The organism is Streptomyces sp. NPDC052496, from assembly GCF_040679095.1.
Lineage (GTDB): Bacteria > Actinomycetota > Actinomycetes > Streptomycetales > Streptomycetaceae > Streptomyces.
Map to the genome: position 1 here is coordinate 158367 of NZ_JBFAUH010000005.1, position 15497 is coordinate 173863.

The window sequence follows — 15497 nt, forward strand, 5'->3', positions numbered from 1 at the left end:
CCCGACACGCAGCCAGGTACGGCGAGCGACGCGCCCGACGCCCAGTCAGGTACGGCGGCATCCTGTCCGACACGCCGCCGGGTACGGCGGCGCCGCGTCCGACACGCCGTCGGGCGCACCCCGGTGACCGCGGTGCGACCGGGCCGTGGCCGTTTGTCAGTGGTTGGCCTGACAATGGGAGCGTGAGTACGCACCTCCCCACCGCTGACCTTCGAGACCCCGACTCCGCCGCCCGCACCGCCCGGCTGCGCGCGGCGCTGCTGACCGCCGGCTTCACCGCCGACGGGCTGCTGGAGCTGCTCGGCGCGCCCGCCTACGCCGCGCTGGCCCGCAGCGAGACCGTCCCGGCGCTGCGCGCGACCCGGGGCGGCGGACCGCTGCCCACCCTGGTGCGGCTGTTCCTGCTCCAGCGCCCAGTGCCGTACGACCGGGCCGCCGCCGCGCTGCCGGTGGCCGACTGCCTCGCCGACGGCTGGCTGGTGCGCGACGGCGACGAGATCCGGGCGAGCGTGGACGTGCGCCCGTACGGCGGACCGGACGGGCAGGACTGGTGGATCGTCTCCGACCTGGGCTGCGCGGTCGGCGGCGCGGGCGGCATCCGGGCCGCCGAGGAGGCCGCGGGCGTGGACCGCGCGCAGCTGGTGCTGGGCGTCGGCGGCGCGTCCACGACGCTCGCCGGGATCACCGTCCGCACCCCCGTCGCCAAGGTCCTCGACCTCGGCACCGGCTCCGGCATCCAGGCGCTGCACGCGTCCGTGTACGCCACCGAGGTCACGGCCACCGATCTGAACCCGCGGGCGCTGCGCATCGCCGCGCTGACGCTGGCCCTGTCCGGCGTGCCCGCCGCCGACCTCCGCGAGGGCTCGCTGTTCGAACCGGTGGGCGGGGGAGGCCCGGCGGAGCGCGGCACCGAGACGTACGACCTGATCGTGTCCAACCCGCCCTTCGTGATCTCCCCGGGCGCCCGGCTGACCTACCGGGACGGCGGCATGGGCGGCGACGACCTGTGCCGCACCATCGTCCAGCAGGCGGCGGACCACCTGAACGACGGCGGGTACTGCCAGCTCCTCGCCAACTGGCAGCACGTCGAGGGCGAGGACTGGCGCGACCGGCTGCGCTCCTGGGTGCCGCGCGGCTGTGACGCGTGGATCGTGCAGCGCGAGGTCCAGGACGTGACGCAGTACGCCGAGCTGTGGCTGCGCGACGCCGGCGACCACCGGACCGGCCCCGAGGAGTACGCGGCGCGCTACGACGCCTGGCTGGAGGAGTTCGAGGCCCGTAAGACCAAGGCCGTCGGCTTCGGCTGGATCACGCTGCGCAAGTCGGGCGCGGAGGACCCGTCGATCACGATCGAGGAATGGCCGCACCCGGTCGAACAGCCGCTGGGCACCGCGGTCGTCGCCCATTTCGAACGCCAGGACTATCTGCGCGCGACGGACGACGCGGCGCTGCTCGCCGGGCATTTCCGGCTCGCCGACGAGGTCGTGCAGGAGCAGGTCGGGCTGCCCGGCGCCGAGGACCCGGAGCACGTCGTACTGCGGCAGAACCGCGGCATGCGGCGCGCCACGAAGGTGGACACGGTCGGCGCGGGCTTCGCCGGGGTCTGCGACGGTTCGCTGCCCGCCGGCCGCATCCTCGACGCGATCGCGCAACTGGTCGGCGAGGACCCGGTGTCGCTGCGCGACCGCACGCCGGACGCGATCCGGACGCTGGTCGAACAGGGCTTCCTGGAGCCGGTGCCGGCCGGGAAGGGCTGAGGAGGGGAGGAGGGTAGGAGGGTAGGGATACGACGCACACACCGGGCGGGTGGCATTCACCCGTAGTTCGCCGCCGCGCCGCCCGGGGGTGCCACGCTGCCCGCATGGAGAGTGGACCCGAGGCGTTCGCCGGTGTGGCCTTCGCGCTGTTCGGCGCCGGCCTGCTGGTGTGGACGGGCGTGTGCGTACGGTCCGGGGAACCGGTCGCCGACGGGGTGAGCCGGTCGTCCGGCACGGCGCTGGCGCTGCTCTTCGGAGTGGTGTTCCTGGCGACGGGGTGCTGGCTGCTGCCGCTGTAGCGTCGAGGACGGCCGGTCGCCGCACCGGCACCGCCGTCCGGGTGGCGGTCTTTTCGCTGACCTCGTCGTCGATCTCTTCGTCGACTTCTTCGTCGACTTCTTCGCTGATCTTTTCGTTGCGTGATCAACTGCATTGCTGATCACGGGCGTTCACTTCCGGCGCTTAAAAAATCTTATGCCGATGTGAGGCAACCGACACGGCCAGACGCCCGTGTTCCTGTGTGAAGGCCATCAACCGGCCCAATAGGGAGGAACACGTAATGAACCGTGCATACCGCCTTGCCGCCGCAGGTGTTCTCAGCGCCGCACTCGTAGCCGGGACCGCGGCCGCCGCCTCCGCCGCTCCCGCGTCCCCGGCCGCCCACTCCGTCGCCGCCAAGGCGCCGCAGAAGGCCACGCTCACCGCCAAGGCGAGCACCGGCTCGGTCAAGGCGTGGCAGGAGTTCCGTATCTCCGGCACCTCCACGGGCCTGAAGGCCGGCACGAAGGTCGCCGTCCAGCAGAAGCAGGGCGCCAAGTGGGTCTCGCTGCCCGCGAGCGTGGGCGTCAACAAGACCGGTGGCTACTCGCTCCGCGTGAAGCTGGGCCTCAAGGGCGTCAACCAGCTGCGGATGGCCGGCGGCGGCGTGCTCTCGCCGGTGATCACCGTCACGGTCCGCTGAGCCGGTCCCCGGAACACCACCCATACGCACCGGTACGCCGGGCGCGCCGCTCCCCCCCCCCGCGGCGCGCCCGGCGGCCGGTTTCAGCCCGTGAGATTGCGCACCAGCATCCAGACCGCGGCGATGCCGAGGACGACGGCGTTGCCGCGCGCTCCGAGGCGGGCCCGGAACCGGCGTCCGCGCAGGCCGGCGTAGAGCCACCGCCCGGTCATGTACGCGGCGGCCGGCACGCCCAGGGCCAGCAGGACGGCGTTGTCGTGGAAGGCCGCCACGAGGTCGCCGTGCAGCAGGTCATACGCCATCCGTGTCCCGCCGCACGCCGGGCACAGCAGCCCGGTCGCCCAGCGGAACGGGCACGGCAGCAGCACATGCCCCGGTTCGTGCGGGTTGGTGTGCCAGAGGTAGGCCGCACCGAGGGCTCCGACGCCGACGGCGAGCGCCGCGCGGCGCACCGTCGCCTTCCGTACGGCGGTGGGGGAGGGCGGGGCGTTCACGAGGTACTCACCATGCGCTCACCGGTCCGGCCCCCGGCCTGACGACCTGGCGTAGTCGCCCCGATTCAGGGCAAAACATGGCTGCCTGAGCGTCGCTCCCGTGCCCGGCCGGTCCATTTTCCCGCCCCTTCCCGGACCATCGCCCCGCCCCGTGACGCCCCGCACCGACACCTCCAGCCACTTCCTCAGCCATTACCTCAGTCACCTCAGCCACCTCAGCCACAAAATCTGCCACCACCTCAGCCACTTCCCGCCCCGCCCCGCCCCGGACCAGCCCCCGGCCCGCACCCGCCCCGGATCAGCCCCCGGCCCGGCCCCGGACCCGCCCCTACCCCCACCCCCACCGCGGATCCACACCCCCTGGTGAGAGGGCGCAGTCGAAAGGGGACAGTACGGGGTGAGAACGGATACGGCCACCGTCCATCCGGCCGGCGCGGCCCGCGGGCCGGCCGCCCCGCCGCACCGTCCCGGCCCCGCCGCGGACCGGGAACACGCCGGGTCCGGTCGGCGGCCGGTGTCCGGTCCGGGCGGCATGAAGGCATGTAGTCGGGTTACCGTTCGAGTGGCGTTGCGGGGTTTTTCCGTTTGACACGAGGGCGGGATGTACCGTCACACTCCGCAGCGTCAAGCGTCACCGCAGTGTCCCCCAGAGCTCCGGCCCGGGGGGTTACCCCCAGCGTCGACCGGAGAGAAGAGCGAAGTTGTCCCCGACCAGCGAGACCGCACAGGGCGGCGGCCGCCGACTCGTCATCGTCGAGTCGCCTGCCAAGGCGAAGACGATCAAGGGCTATCTCGGCCCTGGCTACGTGGTCGAGGCCAGCGTCGGGCACATCCGGGACCTCCCGAACGGCGCGGCGGAGGTCCCGGCGAAGTACAAGGGCGAGCCCTGGGCCCGCCTCGGTGTGAACGTCGACGCCGACTTCCAGCCGATCTACGTCGTCAACAGCGACAAGAAGGACCAGGTCAAGAAGCTCAAGGAGCTGCTGGCCGAGTCCGACGAACTCTTCCTCGCCACCGATGAGGACCGCGAGGGCGAGGCCATCGCCTGGCACCTCCAGGAGATCCTCAAGCCCAAGGTCCCGGTCCACCGGATGGTCTTCCACGAGATCACCAAGGACGCGATCCGGGCCGCCGTCGCCAACCCGCGCGAGCTGAACCAGAAGCTGGTCGACGCCCAGGAGACCCGCCGCATCCTCGACCGCCTGTACGGCTACGAGGTCTCGCCGGTCCTGTGGAAGAAGGTCATGCCGCGCCTGTCCGCCGGCCGTGTGCAGTCGGTGGCCACCCGCCTCGTCGTCGAGCGGGAGCGCGAGCGCATCGCCTTCCGCTCCGCCGAGTACTGGGACCTGACCGGCACGTTCTCCACCGGCCGGGTGGGCGATGCCAGCGACCCGTCCACCCTGGCCGCCCGCCTGTCCACGGTCGACGGCCGCCGCGTCGCCCAGGGCCGCGACTTCGGCCCCAACGGTCAGCTGAAGAACAGCGACGTCCTCCACCTGGACGAGGCCAACGCCCGCGCGCTGGCCGCCGCCCTGGAGCACACCGACTTCGCGGTCCGCTCGGTCGAGTCGAAGCCGTACCGCCGCTCCCCGTACGCCCCGTTCCGTACGACCACGCTCCAGCAGGAGGCCAGCCGCAAGCTGGGCTTCGGCGCGAAGTCCACCATGCAGGTGGCGCAGAAGCTGTACGAGAACGGCTTCATCACCTATATGCGTACGGACTCCACGACGCTCTCGGACACCGCGATCTCCGCGGCCCGTGCCCAGGTGACGCAGCTCTACGGCGCCGCGTACCTGCCGGACAAGCCGCGCTCGTACGCCGGCAAGGTCAAGAACGCGCAGGAGGCGCACGAGGCGATCCGGCCCTCGGGTGATCGTTTCCGCACCCCGGCGGAGACCGGTCTGACCGGCGACCAGTTCAAGCTGTACGAGCTGATCTGGAAGCGGACCGTCGCCTCCCAGATGAAGGACGCGACCGGCAACTCGGTCACCGTCAAGATCGGCGGCCGGGCGGCCGACGGCCGGGACGCCGAGTTCAGCGCCTCCGGCAAGACCATCACCTTCCACGGCTTCCTCAAGGCGTACGTGGAAGGCGCCGACGACCCGAACGCCGAGCTGGACGACCGTGAGCGGCGCCTGCCGCAGGTCGCCGAGGGCGACCCGCTGACCGCGCGGGAGATCACCGCGGACGGCCACGCCACCAAGCCCCCGGCCCGCTACACCGAGGCCACGCTGGTCAAGGAGCTGGAAGAGCGCGAGATCGGCCGCCCGTCGACGTACGCGTCGATCATCGGCACGATCCTGGACCGCGGCTACGTCTTCAAGAAGGGCACCGCCCTGGTGCCGTCCTTCCTGAGCTTCGCCGTGGTCAACCTCCTGGAGAAGCACTTCGGGCGCCTGGTCGACTACGACTTCACCGCCAAGATGGAGGACGACCTCGACCGCATCGCTCGCGGCGAGGCCCAGTCCGTGCCGTGGCTGCGCCGCTTCTACTTCGGCGAGGGTGAGGCGGCCGGCGCCGCCTCCGACGCCGGCAACGGTGACGGCGACCACCTCGGCGGCCTGAAGGAACTGGTCACCGACCTCGGCGCGATCGACGCCCGGGAGATCTCCTCCTTCCCGGTCGGCGACGGCATCATGCTCCGGGTCGGCCGCTACGGCCCGTACGTGGAGCGCGGTGAGAAGGACGCCGAGGGCCACCAGCGCGCCGACGTGCCGGAGGACCTGGCGCCCGACGAGCTGACCGTCGAGTACGCGGAGGAGCTGCTCGCCAAGCCGAGCGGCGACTTCGAGCTGGGCATGGACCCGGACAGCGGCAACCAGATCGTCGCCAAGGACGGCCGCTACGGCCCGTACGTCACCGAGATCCTGCCCGAGGGCACCCCGAAGACCGGTAAGAACGCGGTCAAGCCGCGCACCGCCTCGCTCTTCAAGTCGATGTCCCTGGACACCGTCACCCTCGCGGACGCCCTCAAGCTGATGTCGCTGCCGCGCGTCGTCGGCAAGGACCCCGAGGGCGTCGAGATCACCGCGCAGAACGGCCGCTACGGCCCGTACCTGAAGAAGGGCACCGACTCGCGCTCCCTGGAGAGCGAGGACCAGATCTTCAACATCACGCTGGAGCAGGCCCTCGCCATCTACGCGCAGCCCAAGCAGCGCGGCCGGGCCGCCGCCAAGCCGCCGCTGAAGGAGCTGGGCACCGACCCGGTCAGCGAGCGCCCGGTGGTCGTCAAGGACGGCCGCTTCGGTCCGTACGTCACCGACGGCGAGACCAACGCGACGCTGCGGCGGGACGACGACGTCGAGACGATCACGCCGGAACGCGGGTACGAGCTGCTCGCCGAGAAGCGCGCCAAGGGCCCGGCCAAGAAGAAGACCGCCAAGAAGGCCCCGGCCAAGAAGGCGACGGCGAAGAAGACCACCGCCAAGAAGGCCCCCGCGAAGAAGACGGCGGCCAAGAAGACGACGGCCGCGAAGAAGACCACGACGGCGAAGAAGACGACCGCCGCGAAGAAGACGACCGCGGCGGCGAAGAAGACGGCCGAGAGCGTGGAGAGCTGAGGGGGAGCACGTTGTCGTACCGCGTCACCTACACCGTCGAGGCGAAGGCGACCGCCGATGCCATGGCGCCGGAGCGGCGGGACATGTTCGAACGCGGGCTGGCCAAGCTCGCCCTCGACCCGTACCACAAGGCCACGGCGCACATCGGCACGCACGAGGACGACCGCAAGGCCCAGGTGGCGCCGGGACTCCTCGTCGAGTACGTCGTCGCGCACGGTCTGCTCGTCATCGTGGTGATCGAGATCTTCGACGACATACTGCTGGAGGACTGACCCGCCCGCCCAGGTGTTCGGGTGGAAGCTGGACCTGTCATATCCGGCCGATAGGCTGGCGGAATGACGCGTGCCGAGCTCCCTACGGTCGTGACCCCCACATCCGGCGCCCTCGTCGCGGACTCCCGCGAGCGCGCCGTGCGAGCCCTGCTCCGCTTCCCCCCACTGAAGCGGCTCTGGAGCGCACAGTTCGTCGGGGCGATCGGCGATGCCCTAGCCCTGCTGGTGCTCGTACTGCTGACGCTGCAAGCGGCGGTGTACGTACCCTTCGGCGGCCAGGCGGCCTTCGGCGGCGGCTACCGGGGCGCGGCTCTCGCCGTCGCCGCGGTCTTCGCGATCCGGATGCTGGCCACCCTGCTCTCCGGGGCGGTGCTGCTGGGCCCGCTGTCCGCGCTGACCGCGCCGTCGGGTCCGCTGGACCGCCGCTGGACCATGATCGGCGCGGACGGCGTGCGGCTGGCGCTGCTGGTCGTGGCCCCGCTGTGGATCGACTGGACCCCTGACAGCGCACTGATCTGGCTGCTGGTGACGGTCTTCGTCGTCGGCGTGGCCGAGCGCTTCTGGACCGTCGCGCGGGAGAGCGCGGCGCCCGGACTGTTGCCCGCGCCGCCGCCGGCCCCGGCCGCTCCCCCCGCCGCGCCCGACCGGGCGGACTCCGGCAGCGAAGGCCCGGCCGTGCGCCCCTTGCCGGACAACCTGGACGCGCTGCGCCGCCTGTCGCTGCGTACCGCCTTCGTCTCGTTGCCGCTGGCCGCCGCCGGTCTGATCGTCGTCGCGCTCATCGGCAAGCTGCTGGCCAACGGCATCGCCTGGTTCGACGATCACCAGGCCGCGCTGGCCTCGTACGTGGCCTCCGGCCTCTTCGCCGCCTCCATCTCGATCCTGTACTTCCTCGAACTTCCCGGTACGCAGACACCGCGCCCGCGCTCCCCCCTGGAGGGCCTGCGCCGCCCCAAGAGCGACGCCGGCGTCGACCGCGGCCGTACGAACGCCGTACCGCTGCTCGTCCTGGCCTGCGCGGCGGTGGCCGGCGCGATCGCCGCTGCCGTCTCCGTCGCCGTCCTGCACGCCGGCGACCTGGGCGGCGGCCCGGTCGCCTTCGGGCTGCTGGTCCTCGGCCTGAGCGCCGGCCCGGTCGCCGGCATCCGCGGCGCCCGCAAGGTGCTGCCCGCACTGTCCCGGCGCCGCCTGCTGGCCCTCGCCGTGGCCGTCACGGGCCTGGCCCTGCTGGCGGCCGGGCTGGTCCCGGACACCACGACGGTCGTCCTGCTGATGCTGCTCGCCGGGGTGGCCGCGGGCATCGCGGCCAACACCGGCCACACGCTCCTGGACCAGGAGACCGAGGAGCCCCGCGCCGCCCGTATGACCGAGCACCTGCACGCGGTCGTCCGGCTGGTCGTCGCGCTGGCCGTCATCGTCGCGCCGCTGCTCGCCGCGGCCATCGGCCCGCACCACCTGGCAGGCGACAAGAACGTCTTCTCGCACGGCGGCGCGTCCTTCACCCTGATGCTGGTCGGCGCGCTGCTGCTGCCGGTCGCCGCATGGGTGCTCGGCAAGGTCGACGACCGGCAGGGCGTCTCCCTCGGCCGCGACCTGCGCGAGGCCCTGCGCGGCGGCGACCCGGACCAGGCACCGGCCCCCACCGGCTTCTTCATCGCCCTGGAGGGCGGCGACGGGGCCGGCAAGTCGACGCAGGTCGAGGCGCTCGCCGCGTGGATCCGCGGCAAGGGCCACGAGGTCGTGGTGACCCGCGAGCCGGGCGCCACCGCCATCGGCAAGCGGCTGCGCTCGATCATCCTGGACGTGTCCACCTCGGGCCTGTCCGACCGCGCCGAGGCGCTGATGTTCGCCGCCGACCGCGCCGAACACGTCAACAGCGTGATCCGACCCGCCCTCGAACGAGGCGCGGTCGTCATCACCGACCGGTACATCGACTCCTCCGTCGCGTACCAGGGCGCGGGCCGCAACCTCGCCCCCACCGAGATCGCCCGCATCTCCCGCTGGGCCACCGACGGCCTCGTACCGCACCTGACCGTCCTGCTGGACGTCTCCCCGGAGACCGCCCGCGAGCGCTTCACCGAGGCCCCGGACCGGATGGAGTCCGAGCCCGCCGAGTTCCACCAGCGCGTCCGCTCCGGCTTCCTGACCCTGGCCGCCGCCGATCCGGCGCGCTACCTGGTCGTGGACGCCGGCCAGGAGCCGGAGGCCGTCACCACCGTCGTACGCCACCGCCTCGACCAGGTGCTGCCGCTGTCCGAGGCCGAGATCAAGGCCCAGGAGGAGGCCCGCAAGGCCGCCGAGGAGGAAGCCCGGCGCAAGGCCGAGGAAGAGGCCGCGCGCAAGGCCGAGGAGGAGCGCAAGGAGCGCGAACGGCAGGAACAGCTCGCCAAGCTGCGCGCCGAGGAGGAAGAGCGCAAGCGCCGCGAGATCGAGGAGGCCAAGGCCCGCGAGGCCGCCCGCCAGGCCGAGGAGGCCCGGAAGCGCGCGGAGGAGGCCCGCCAGGCCGCCGAGGAGGAGCGTCAGCGACGCGAGGCCGAGGAGCGCGCCCGGCAGGCCGAGCAGGAACGGCTCCGCAAGCAGGCCGAGGAAGAGGCACGGCTGCGCAAGGAGGCCGAGGAACGCCGCCTGGAGAAGCAGCGCAAGGCCGAAGAGGCACTGCTGCGCGCCGAACAGGCCCGGCTGGCGGCCGCGGCCGCGGCGGAGGCCAAGGCCAAGGCCGACGCGGAAGCCCGGGCCAAGGAGGAGGCCGAGGCCGCGCGCAGGGCCGAGGAAGAGGCGGCCCGGGCGGCGGAGGCCGCGGAGGCACCCACGACGGAGACGCCGATGGCGGGGCTGGGCCGGCGCGACCGTACCGCACCAGCGCCTTCCCCCGACGCGGAGGAGACCACCGTCCTGCCGCAGCACCGGGACGCCCCGGGGGCCTCCGACGAGACCGCGGTACTGCCGCCCGTACGCCCCGAGGCGGGCCACGGCTGGCAGGAGCGCGAGGAGGCGCGGCGCGGGGACGACCCGGCGGACCGCGTACCGGCGTGGGTGTTCCGTAAGGAGAACGACGGCCGTACGGAGCGGCGGGCCGGGGCGTCAGGCGCGTCCGGCGTCCCGAGTGTGGAACGTACGCGGGAACTCCCGCAGATCGACCCGGCCACCGGCGAACCGGTCGAGCCCGCACCGCGCCGCCGCCCCGAGTGGGCCGAGGAGACCCCGCTGGACGACCTCCCGACCCTGGCCGACGAACTGCTCGGCCCGCGCGAGGACGAGGACGAGCAGCGGGGGCGCGGCCGGCGGGGGCGCCGGGGGTGAGACCGGCGGACCGATGATGTGTCCGTGAAAGGGAGAGCCCCTGGCCGTGGTCTTCGGACTACGGCCAGGGGCTCAGCCCTTCCCGAGCGACCACCCTCCACCCACTCCACCCCCTTCTCCCTCTTACGTACTTATCTCCCCCTGGCCTCTCCTCTCCTCCCGCTCCGGCTGTCAGTGGGAGGCCCCACAATGGAACGAGCGCGGGCGCGGAGCGACGGCACGGGCGAGCCGGCGTCGCGCGGGTGGCGCGAGGCACGGGCAGGACGGACAGGAACGGCGGGCAGCGAGATGGCTGTGTGGGACGACGTGGTCGGGCAGGAACGCCTGACGGAGCAGCTGGCCGCTGCCGCGCGCGACGCGGACGCGCTGGTCACCGCCGAGAGCACGGCGGCGGGCGGGGCGGCCGCGGGCGGTGCCGCCGGGGGCGCGACGGCCGTGGACGGGGCGGCAGCGGACGGCGCGGACCCGGCAGCGCGAACCGGCGCGTCCAAGATGACGCACGCCTGGCTGTTCACCGGCCCGCCCGGCTCCGGCCGCGCCACCGCCGCGCGCGCCTTCGCCGCCGCCCTCCAGTGCGTCAGCCCGGACCGCGCGCTCGGCGGCGCCCCCGGCTGCGGCTTCTGCGACGGCTGCCACACGAGCCTGGTGGGCACCCACGCCGACGTCGAGGTCGTCCGTACGGATCTGCTCTCGATCGGCGTGAAGGAGACCCGCGACCTGGTCCGCCGTTCCTCCATGTCCCCGTCCGGCGGCCGTTGGCAGGTCATCGTCCTGGAGGACGCCGACCGCCTCACCGAAGGCGCGGGCAACGTACTCCTCAAGGCCGTCGAGGAGCCCGCCCCCCGTACGGTCTGGCTGCTGTGCGCCCCCTCCATCGAGGACGTCCTGCCCACGATCCGCTCCCGCTGCCGGCACGTGACCCTGCGTACGCCGCCGGTCGCCGCCGTCGCCGACGCCCTCGTACGCCGGGACGGCATCGACCCCGACGCCGCCGCGGCCGCCGCCCGCGCCACCCAGGGGCACATCGGGCGGGCCCGCCGCCTGGCCACCGACGAACGGGCCCGCGCCCGCCGCGACGCCGTCCTCAAACTGCCCCTGCGCGTCGACGACATCGGCGGCTGCCTCAAGGGCGCCCAGGAACTGATCGACGCCGCGACGGAGGACGCGAAGCAGGTCGCCGAGGACGTCGACGCCAAGGAGACGGAAGAGCTGCGCGCCGCCCTCGGCGCCGCCGCCGGTACGGGCGGCCGCCTGCCGCGCGGTACGGCGGGCGCCATGAAGGAGCTCCAGGACAAGCAGAAGCGCCGCTCCACCCGCACCCAGCGCGACAGCCTCGACCTCGCCCTGACCGACCTCACCGGCTTCTACCGCGACGTCCTCGCCGTCCAGCTGAACGCCACGGTCCCGCTCGCCAACGACGAGGCCCGCGACAGCATCCGCCGTATCGCCTCCTCCTCCACCCCGGAACGCACGCTGCGCCGGATAGAAGCCGTCATCGCCTGCCGCCAGGCCCTCGACCGCAACGTGGCCCCCCTCCTCGCAGTCGAAGCCATGACAGCAGCCCTCCGCAAGGGCTGACCCACCCCGCCCTCCAGCCCCCACCACCCCTCAACCCACCCCATCCCTCAACCCCACCCCTCCTCCCTCACCCATACGAGCACACCCACTCACCCCCACGGACCGTCCCGACACAGATACGCTCCGTCCACCACCCCCTGACACCCGCCCCAACCCACCCCCACATCCGCACCCACTCCCACCGACCACCCTCACCACCACTGACCACCCCCGCCTATCCCTCTCCCCACCCCTCCCTTCGCCCATCCACCCACCCCCCCCCATCCACCCCCCCCATTCACCCACCCATCCATCCATCCATCCACCCCCCCACTCCTGCCGCTGCGACTCAGGGACCGAGGGACCGAGGGACCGCCATGGCCACCAGCCGCCTGCTCCGCACCGCCGGTACCGTCCTGACGGCCACCGCACTCTTCGTCTCCGGCTGCTCCTCGGGCAACCCTTCGCGCGGCGCCACGGCCTCCGGGCAGCCGACGGACGGCCGTACGGGCTCCGCCGGCGCGGCCCCCGACGCGGCGACGGCCTCCCTCAAGCCCCTCCCCACAGCCATCCCGTCGGCCCTGCGCCCGTACTACGACCAGAAACTCACCTGGCGCGAGTGCGGCATCGTCGGCTTCGAGTGCACGACGATGAAGGCCCCCCTCGATTACGCGCACCCGAGCGCCACCACCGACCTGAAACTGGCCGTCTCGCGCAAGAAGGCCACCGGACCGGGCAGCCGCCTCGGCTCCCTCATGGTCAACCCGGGTGGTCCGGGGGGTTCGGCGATCGACTACCTCCAGCAGTACGCGCCGGAGCCCGACTCCGTCCGGGCCCGCTACGACATGATCGCCATGGACCCGCGCGGCGTGGCCCGCAGCGAACCGGTCATCTGCCTGTCCAACGCCCAGATGGACGACTTCACCCGCGTCGACCAGACCCCCGACGACGACGCCGAGGTCGACCGCCTCACCACCGCCATGCGGACATTCGCCCAGGGCTGCCGTACCCGCTCCGGGGCCCGCCTCGGCCACGTATCGACCGTCGAGTCCGCCCGCGACATGGACGTCCTACGGGCTGTCCTCGGCGACGACAAGCTCACCTACGTAGGCGCCTCCTACGGCACCCTCCTCGGCGCCACGTACGCCGGCCTCTTCCCCTCCCGCGTCGGCCGCCTCGTCCTCGATGGCGCCATGGACCCGGCCCTGCCCGCCCGCGCGATGAACCGTGACCAGACCGCCGGCTTCAACACCGCCTTCACCGCCTTCGCCAAGGACTGCGCCAAACACCGCGACTGCCCCCTCGGCACCTCCGGCCCCGAAGAAGCAGGCCGCCGCCTCACCGCCCTCTTCAAGAAGCTCGACGCGCACCCCGTGCCGACCGGCAGCCCCCGCACCCTCACCGAATCCCTCGCCATCAGCGGTGTGACGGCCGCCATGTACGACGAGGGCGCCTGGCCGGTCCTGCGCGAATACCTCGCCCAAGCCCTGAAGGGCGACGGCCGCGGCCTGCTCGCCCTCTCCGACTCCTACTACGAGCGCGACCCGGACGGCACGTACGCCAACCAGATGTTCGCCAACCCCGCCGTGAACTGCCTCGACCTCCCCGGCTCCTTCTCCGGCCCCGACGAGGTACGCGCCGCCCTGCCCGCCTTCCGCAAGGCCTCCCCGGTCTTCGGCGAAAGCTTCGCCTGGGCCGCCCTGAACTGCGCGTACTGGCCGGTCAAACCCACCGGCGAACCCCACCGCATCACCGCCGACGGCGCCGCCCCGATCCTGGTCGTCGGCACCACCCGCGACCCGGCCACCCCCTACCCCTGGGCCCGCTCCCTCGCCTCCCAGCTCTCCTCCGCCACCCTCCTCACCTACGAGGGCGACGGCCACACCGCCTACGGCCGCGGCAGCGACTGCACCGACACCGCCATCAACACCTACCTCCTGGAAGGCACACCCCCACCCCCCGACAAGCACTGCACCTGACCCCACCCAAACCCGGTTCGGACCACCCCCATCCGATGTGTAGACTGGGCTCCGCACCACGCCGCCTTAGCTCAGTCGGCCAGAGCGACGCACTCGTAATGCGTAGGTCAAGGGTTCGATTCCCTTAGGCGGCTCTTGCGAAGCCCAGGTCACACCATGTGTGACCTGGGCGTTTTCGTTCATCGAATGCGGCGGCGGCGTTGTGAACGGGCCGCACGGGTGTCGACGGTCTCACTTCTGGTCTCAGTGGGGCCCGGATGCGGGGCTGACGGAGGCGACGGCGGCGGTACGAAGAACTCGCCCATGCGCCGCATGGCGTCCTTCGACAGGTGGGACCGGCCCTTGACGTATCGCCGGGTCTGACTGATCTGTGTGTGCCGCAGAATCTCCATGATGGTGGGCATGTCGACGCCCAGCTCATTCAGGATCGTCCCGGCGGTGTGGCGGCTTCCGTCGTACAGGCGGCGGTCATCGATCCCGGCCTCCTGGAGCAGTTCCTTGAACTCCTCGTAGTCGGCGCGCGGGTCCAGTGGCCGGCCGTCCGGCCGCGAAAACACCACATCGTGCTCTTGCCACAGATCCCCGGCGGCATCCCGTTCCGCATCCTGTCGGGCCTTGTGGTCGTAGAGGAAGGGAATGAAGACGGGCGGGATCGGCACGGCGTTTCGGCTCTTCTTGGTCTTGGGCCGGGTGAAGGTGAGCCCGCCTTCCTTGCGTTCCGGGCAGGCGCTCGCGTGCTTGGTGCACGTCTTGGTGCACGGCTTCGGGCAGCCGCGCTTGTAGTTCTTGTGCGTGGTGCAGTCCGGCGGGCACGGCTCGAAGCGGTGTAGGCGCGCTCCACAGGCGTGCGGGTCGTCGCAACCGTGTCGCCATGTGAGGCGCTGAAGCTGCCACGCGGGGTGGAACAGCTCCGCTTCCAGGTCGACGTACGGCCAGCGCAGTCCGAGCGTCTCGCCCTGCCGGAATCCCATGCCGACACCGACGATCCACCGCATGAGGGTGGGGCGCTTCGCCGCTGCTTCAAGGAAGGCTTTGGCCTCCTCCTTGGTGAAGGGGTTGGCCTCGGTCTCGTCGATGCTCGGCGGGTCGACGAGTGTGGCAACGTTCTCTCCGACGATGCGGCGCCGGTGAGCGATTTTCAGGGCGCGCGACAGGATGCGGTGGACCTTCACGACATGCGAGGGGGCGTGTCCGGCGTCGAGCATGGCCCGGTACATCCGCTCTAGGTGTTCGGGTTGCAACTTGTCGATGCGGTGCTTGCCGATGCCGGGCACGATGTCGTTCCGAGTCTTTGACCAGTAGTCATCGAGCGAGCGCGGTTTGAGCTTCAGGCTTGCGATATCGGTCAGGTAGGTCTCCATCCACGCCGCGACGGTCGGCTTCCGGCCGGCGGCGGGCGCGCGTCCCTGGTCCCGCTGGCGCTCCAGTTCCTTCACCTTGCGCTTGATCTCGGGCTCGGTCCGGGCCCGGCGGTGGCGGCGGTCAGGACCACCGTCGCTCTTCACGCCCATCGTCACGCGGCCGTGCCACCAGCCGTCGGCGCCGAAGTAGATGGATGAATCCATGTTGGCCTTGCGGGGGCTCATGTGCTCCTCCATGCGGGAGGCGCCCCGCGCG

General features: G+C 72.2%; 10 protein-coding genes and 1 tRNA gene. 9 read left to right on the plus strand and 2 right to left on the minus strand.

Annotation, left to right across the window (positions count from 1 at the left end; translation table 11 throughout):
- Positions 1–182 precede the first annotated feature (182 nt).
- The 3 genes from AB0L45_RS09480 to AB0L45_RS09490 all read left to right on the plus strand — a co-directional run bounded on the left by AB0L45_RS09480 (position 183) and on the right by AB0L45_RS09490 (position 2718).
- Complete coding sequence (locus tag AB0L45_RS09480; protein ID WP_365837757.1) at positions 183–1757, plus strand: class I SAM-dependent methyltransferase; 1575 nt, start codon at positions 183–185, stop codon at positions 1755–1757.
- Between the two features lie 104 nt (positions 1758–1861).
- On the plus strand, positions 1862–2056 hold the full coding sequence (locus AB0L45_RS09485) for a hypothetical protein (RefSeq protein WP_365837759.1): 195 nt from the start codon (positions 1862–1864) through the stop codon (positions 2054–2056).
- 260 nt (positions 2057–2316) lie between these two features.
- Positions 2317–2718 (plus strand): hypothetical protein, encoded by a 402-nt coding sequence (locus AB0L45_RS09490; protein WP_365837760.1) that lies wholly within the window; start codon positions 2317–2319, stop codon positions 2716–2718.
- Between the two features lie 83 nt (positions 2719–2801).
- Here the strand turns inward: AB0L45_RS09490 and AB0L45_RS09495 are convergent, their stop codons facing one another.
- The gene (locus tag AB0L45_RS09495) at positions 2802–3170 is read right to left on the minus strand and encodes a DUF2752 domain-containing protein (protein ID WP_365838063.1); all 369 of its coding nucleotides are present in this window, start codon (positions 3168–3170) and stop codon (positions 2802–2804) included.
- A gap of 743 nt (positions 3171–3913) precedes the next feature.
- Here AB0L45_RS09495 and topA point away from each other — a divergent pair.
- The 6 genes from topA to AB0L45_RS09525 all read left to right on the plus strand — a co-directional run bounded on the left by topA (position 3914) and on the right by AB0L45_RS09525 (position 14014).
- Positions 3914–6772 (plus strand): type I DNA topoisomerase, encoded by a 2859-nt coding sequence (gene topA, locus AB0L45_RS09500; RefSeq protein ID WP_365837762.1) that lies wholly within the window; start codon positions 3914–3916, stop codon positions 6770–6772.
- 11 nt (positions 6773–6783) lie between these two features.
- Positions 6784–7044 (plus strand): hypothetical protein, encoded by a 261-nt coding sequence (locus AB0L45_RS09505; protein WP_365837764.1) that lies wholly within the window; start codon positions 6784–6786, stop codon positions 7042–7044.
- 63 nt (positions 7045–7107) lie between these two features.
- On the plus strand, positions 7108–10344 hold the full coding sequence (gene tmk / locus AB0L45_RS09510) for a dTMP kinase (protein ID WP_365837766.1): 3237 nt from the start codon (positions 7108–7110) through the stop codon (positions 10342–10344).
- A gap of 288 nt (positions 10345–10632) precedes the next feature.
- Positions 10633–11922, plus strand: coding sequence for a DNA polymerase III subunit delta' (locus AB0L45_RS09515; protein ID WP_365837768.1), 1290 nt, complete (start codon positions 10633–10635; stop codon positions 11920–11922).
- Between the two features lie 356 nt (positions 11923–12278).
- Entirely contained in the window at positions 12279–13880 is a 1602-nt protein-coding gene (locus AB0L45_RS09520; protein ID WP_365837770.1) for an alpha/beta hydrolase, read from the plus strand.
- Between the two features lie 60 nt (positions 13881–13940).
- A tRNA-Thr gene (locus tag AB0L45_RS09525) sits at positions 13941–14014 on the plus strand.
- 45 nt (positions 14015–14059) lie between these two features.
- Here AB0L45_RS09525 and AB0L45_RS09530 read toward each other — a convergent pair.
- Complete coding sequence (locus AB0L45_RS09530) at positions 14060–15466, minus strand: tyrosine-type recombinase/integrase (protein ID WP_365837772.1); 1407 nt, start codon at positions 15464–15466, stop codon at positions 14060–14062.
- Positions 15467–15497 lie beyond the last annotated feature (31 nt).

Coding starts and splice junctions, on each gene's coding strand:
- AB0L45_RS09485 (WP_365837759.1), top strand. CDS start 1,862: ATGGAGAGTGGACCCGAGGCGTTCGCCGGTGTGGCCTTCGCGCTGTTC.
- AB0L45_RS09490 (WP_365837760.1), top strand. CDS start 2,317: ATGAACCGTGCATACCGCCTTGCCGCCGCAGGTGTTCTCAGCGCCGCA.
- tmk (WP_365837766.1), top strand. CDS start 7,108: ATGACGCGTGCCGAGCTCCCTACGGTCGTGACCCCCACATCCGGCGCC.
- AB0L45_RS09515 (WP_365837768.1), top strand. CDS start 10,633: ATGGCTGTGTGGGACGACGTGGTCGGGCAGGAACGCCTGACGGAGCAG.
- AB0L45_RS09520 (WP_365837770.1), top strand. CDS start 12,279: ATGGCCACCAGCCGCCTGCTCCGCACCGCCGGTACCGTCCTGACGGCC.
- AB0L45_RS09530 (WP_365837772.1), bottom strand. CDS start 15,466: ATGAGCCCCCGCAAGGCCAACATGGATTCATCCATCTACTTCGGCGCC.